This is a genomic window from Bacillota bacterium, from assembly GCA_040754675.1.
Classification (GTDB): Bacteria; Bacillota; Limnochordia; order Limnochordales; family Geochordaceae; genus Geochorda.
The window spans coordinates 1-4,480 of the sequence record JBFMCJ010000343.1 but is presented as its reverse complement, the minus strand read 5'-3'; the positions used below and the strand labels follow the sequence as shown (position 1 = coordinate 4,480).

At 67.8% G+C, this 4,480-nt stretch carries 5 protein-coding genes and 1 riboswitch; all 5 genes read right to left on the bottom strand.

Translation table 11 applies throughout. The features are described 5' to 3' along the window. Positions 1–830 (bottom strand): S-layer homology domain-containing protein (locus AB1609_16400; GenBank protein ID MEW6048030.1); only part of this gene is annotated, 830 nt, incomplete at its 3' end. Positions 831–943: 113 nt separating this feature from the next. Continuing rightward, a riboswitch (cyclic di-GMP riboswitch) is annotated at positions 944–1,028 on the bottom strand. 940 nt (positions 1,029–1,968) lie between these two features. Beyond that, positions 1,969–2,427 carry a DIP1984 family protein gene (locus tag AB1609_16395; protein ID MEW6048029.1) on the bottom strand — a complete coding sequence of 153 codons (459 nt, stop codon included), beginning with the start codon at positions 2,425–2,427 and terminating at the stop codon, positions 1,969–1,971. 6 nt (positions 2,428–2,433) lie between these two features. Beyond that, positions 2,434–2,700: a hypothetical protein gene (locus tag AB1609_16390; GenBank protein ID MEW6048028.1), complete on the bottom strand. Its 267-nt coding sequence runs from the start codon at positions 2,698–2,700 to the stop codon at positions 2,434–2,436. A gap of 304 nt (positions 2,701–3,004) precedes the next feature. Next, the gene (locus AB1609_16385; protein MEW6048027.1) at positions 3,005–3,646 is read right to left on the bottom strand and encodes a hypothetical protein; all 642 of its coding nucleotides are present in this window, start codon (positions 3,644–3,646) and stop codon (positions 3,005–3,007) included. A 157-nt stretch (positions 3,647–3,803) separates the two neighbouring features. Next, positions 3,804–4,480, bottom strand: a 677-nt coding sequence (locus tag AB1609_16380; GenBank protein MEW6048026.1) for a protein-glutamate O-methyltransferase CheR, incomplete at its 5' end; no start/stop codon positions are given.

Below are 4,480 nucleotides of genomic sequence, written 5' to 3'. Positions count from 1 at the left end.
TTGACGTCCTCCAGGGCAGCCTCCTTGGCGTCCACCAGCACCAGGGCATCATGGGAAACCGGGCAGCGCCGCAGGTCCTTCTGGGACCCGTCCAGGTACAGGGCTATTTGCTGCTCTTCCCCGTACACCACCTCGGCCACCGTGCCACGGACCTCATACTTCCCCAACTGCTTCTTGTACACGGCCGCCCGCTCAAGAAGCGCGGCAAGCTGGGCCCGCGTCAGCTTCTCCCTGGGCCGGAAGGTCCCATCGGGGAAGCCCTGCAGCAGGCCGCGCTCGACGGCAACCGCCAGGTATCCCAGCTTCTCGGGCGGGACGTCCTTCACATCCGTGAAGTCGACGCCCTCGCCGGCGCGCAGCTCCGCTTCAGCCTGCAGGCCCAGGGCCCTGACCAGCAATTCAGCAGCCCAGAGCCTGTCCGCAGCCTCGCCGGGCAGGAACCCGTCCTCTCCCTCCGGCAGCATGCCGGCATCATGAGCCGCAGCAAGGTACCCGCGCGCCCAGGCAGCCTTCCTCAGGACCTCCGCCGAGTCGCGGAACGGCAGGGCCGCCTGCGACATCGACTCCGCGACCTCCTCCAGGCCGGCGAACCGCACCAGGGCCGTCACCAGCTCCTCCCGCTTCAGGGAATCGTTGGGCCGGAACCGCCCGTCGGGGTCGCCCTTCAACAGCCCTCTCAGGCTCGCTGCGGCAAGGCACGCCTTCGCCCAGGGAGCCTGGTCCTCGTCAAGGAAGAACTTCTTCCCGCCGGCCAGGGTGGAGCCCGCCGCTCCTACCAGGAACACCAGGGCCAGAGTCAACACCGCGACCGCTTTCAACGGTCTCCCCACGCTACAATCCCTCCCTTTCGGCTATATGGTCACTGCCAGAGCAAACTCACAGCGCAACTTCCCGGCTCGCCACACCTCCCTCCGGCAGCCGACAGGCCGGGAACTCCCCCTTTCCCAGCAGCCGGGCCGCCACAGCGTTTTGCTCTAGGCCCCGCGGCCTTGCGCCTCCGGCTTTCGCTGGGTCTGCCCTTTCGCTATAACGATTCGCCGGAGCCACGCTTTTTGAGAGCGGCGAGGCGCTGCATCTGGCGCAAACCGGTCCGCCGTAGCCGCCGTGGCAGGCTCGCCGCGCTCGTTGCGGCCCCAAGTGAATACCTGGCCGTCGCCTGGTGAACCGCACCCCCGGGTCCATCGCCACAGCCTCGATGACAGCCCTCGCGGGTCCGGGCGCCACGGAAAAGGCCACGCCAGCGAGCACACCGCCAGGAATGCCCTGCCTCAGCGCATCCAGCAGATGCCTGAACCTCCTCTCGCCACCCAGGCCACCGCAGCCACCCCTCAGCGTGACAGCATCCCGGCCAGACAGGCCCCACCGAGAGCCGCGGCAACCGCAGCGCCGGTAAGCGCAAGCGGCGCCAGGCGACACCGCCGCGTTTCCACGACCTTCCCGCGATCCCTGGCTTCCCCAACCACCCGAAGGAGATCTACATGCGCCATCGCAAACCGCGCAAGCGCGCACAAGGCACCGGCCACCAGCGGAGCATTGCCACACACCCCCATCAAGAATCAGCGGCCCAGGACGTCAAGCCCGGGGCCGGTCTAAGCTCTGGCGCAACAACACGGCCTTGACCCCTCAAACCAGGCGGCCAAGCGCCAGCACCCCCGCACCGGACAAAACACCCCACTCTCCGCGACCCTCTGTTTGTTCCCGACACACCCTGAAAGCTCAAGCGTGTTGTCGGTCCCAGAGGATCCAAACTGCGGCGGAAAACAGCGCGGGGCCGGGGATAAACTCCCCGGCCCCGCACCCATCCCCGCCACCAGCGCAAGGTAGTGCCCATTGCCCGGTACCCCATGCGCGCGTGCACATTGCCCGGTGCGCCTTCAGGAAGTAGGGCCTTCCACAGCCGCTACCAGACCCCCCGGAAACAAGGCCCCCGGGAGAAGGCCGCGCCCTCAGCGGCAGGGAACAGGCAAACTACAGGTCGGCCTGCCAGTTCACGGCCTGGATCTCGGCGTCGAGCTCACGGCAGGCCTTCGCCACCTCATCGGCACGCTTCCTCAGGGCGGCCACGTCCACGGTCGGCACGTACTTGATCTCCTGGCGGCCCAGCCCGAACCGGTCGCGGGACGGCACGGCGGCCTCCGCCACCGCCGCCAGGAGGCCGTGCCACAGCCTCAGCACGTCCCTCTCCGCTATGGCCTCCGTCAGCGTGCGCCCATCGGACAGGCACGCCCGGGAATTCGCCCGGTTTATGGCCACCACCAGGTCCTTGAGTCGCCGGCACAGACCCTCGGCCTCGGAGAGCAGTTCTTCCGGGTCCTGGGCAGGCCGGTCGCCCTCCTGAACCTTGGCGTCGGCAACCAAGCGCTCCCTCAGCACCCCCAGGCGCTTCAGGAGGTCCTTGCGCTCAAGAAGAGCCTCAGCCAGCTTCAAGTTCACTCACCTCCGGCACAGCAACATCAGACGATACAGGGGCCTGGCAGGTTCCCGCTCCGCCGCACCCCGAACACCCCGCCAGCATGTCCAGAACTGCGTGGGCCAGCTCAGGTGTCGCGCGCGGGCACGGGCGACGTCATCCACGAATGCGCAGACAACCTCTCCGCTACCCCAGGCGATGATCTCGAGGTTGACCCGCTCTCCAGCAACGGGCCCGGGGACGTACTGGACCACGGTGTACCAGAACGGCACCTCAATCTCTCCTCGCATTCAGCCGGCAACCACGCCCGCTCCGCTCGTTGTAGGCCGCGGCGAACAAAGAGACCCCCGGCTTCAACTGCGTCCGTCCGGCCGCATCACCACCCAGCCCCGTTACCCACCACGATCATGAATGGCACCGCGTCCCCGGTTACCACAGCCCGTCCCAGGACACCGCGCGCAGTGCCGCGGGACAATTAGCCCCGCGGAGCAAAAACCAAACCCAACCAGGGCAAGCATCGGAACCGACGAAGCCCAGCCGATCACAAAAATCCACAGCGGCTTCGGAAGCCGCGGGAGAAAACGCAGCAACGGCTCAGCTTCGGGCACAAGCCACCACCTCGGTTCCACAGGTTCCGGATTCCCGGGACTGCGTAATGGCCTCTCCCGACACCACCCCGGACAGCAGCCCCCTTTCCAGGGGATGCCGCACCCGCGACGGCTCAAACCGCGCCACCAGAAGACCCGTATCGTGCCAGACAGGAGCATCCTCTCGCCTAACAAAGCACACCACCGAGATCCCGCCAACACCGGCCAGCCACCGCCACCCGCGCGGGCTGACAGGATCGGCAACCACCACCTGCATGACGCCCGGCACCAGCTTCATCAGAACCACACGGGCCAAACTGTCCTCCGAGTCGGCGGAACACACCCGAAAGTCCCGCAGCCACCACTCCCCGTCCTCGCCCCGTACCGGGATCGCACGGGCCTCCACATCCCGGGGGCAAACGGGCCGTGCTTCCCGCTTTTCCCCGTCCAGAGACGCGGCTTCAAGACCATCCCGGCAACGAACCAGAGCGATTTCGCCAACGGGCTTCTTGAACACCACGTACTCTTCAGCGTACCGCAGGGCCATTTCTCGCCCCTCGCAAACCAACACCACCCCTGCGTACCCCGTCACATGCAGCATGTCCCAGGCCAGATTCGGCCTACAACCGTACAACTCTTCAAGGGTCACGGGCTATCCTCCCCTTCTGGCGCTGAAGACAACGAGGCTTCGCCTCCAGTAGCGCGCGCCAGGCCGCGCGGCCACAACAGGGCCGCATGCACGCCCGCGGCAAGCGCGGCGTTCCCTCTCCGCCGAACAGCGCCCGCCTTGGCGCGCGCCATCGCTTTCAGCACTCCTTCACGCAGAAGCAGGGCGAGACGTGCCGCAGCCCCGCCTCGCCGGGAGACAGCACCATGTCCGCCGCCCCCAGGAACAGCACCCCGCCCGGGACCAGCGACCCGGCCAGGCGCGCCAGAATGGGCCGGCGGACCTCCGGCTGGAAGTAGATCAGAACATTGCGGCACACCACAAGGTGCATCCCCTCCGGGTAGGGGTCCGAGAGAAGGTCGTGCCCGCGGAACTCCACCCTCTCCTTCAGCCGGCCATCCAGCGCCCACAGGTCCCCCGCCGGCCGCACCCAGCGGCGGAAGTAGCGAATCGGCAGTTCATGCAGGTACTCGAACTCGTACACGGCCCGCCGCGCCACCTCCAGCGCCGCCTCGCTCAGGTCGGTCGCCAGCAAGCGGTAGCCGCTAGGCGGCCCAAGGTCCTCCAGCAGCATCGCCACCGAGTAGGCCTCCGCACCCAGGCTGCACCCGGCGCTCCAGGCGCGGAGTTGCCCTTCCCCGGCAAGCTCCGCCAGGCGGGGCAGGTGGCGGCTCTTCAGCTCGGCAAAGCGGTCGCTGTCGCGGAAGAACCGCGAGACCTTGGGGACGAACCAGTCCAGCAGCGCCCCGGGCTCCAGGCGGCCATCCCGGAGCATCCGCACCAGGCCGTCATAGCTCCCGGCGCGCACCCAGGCCA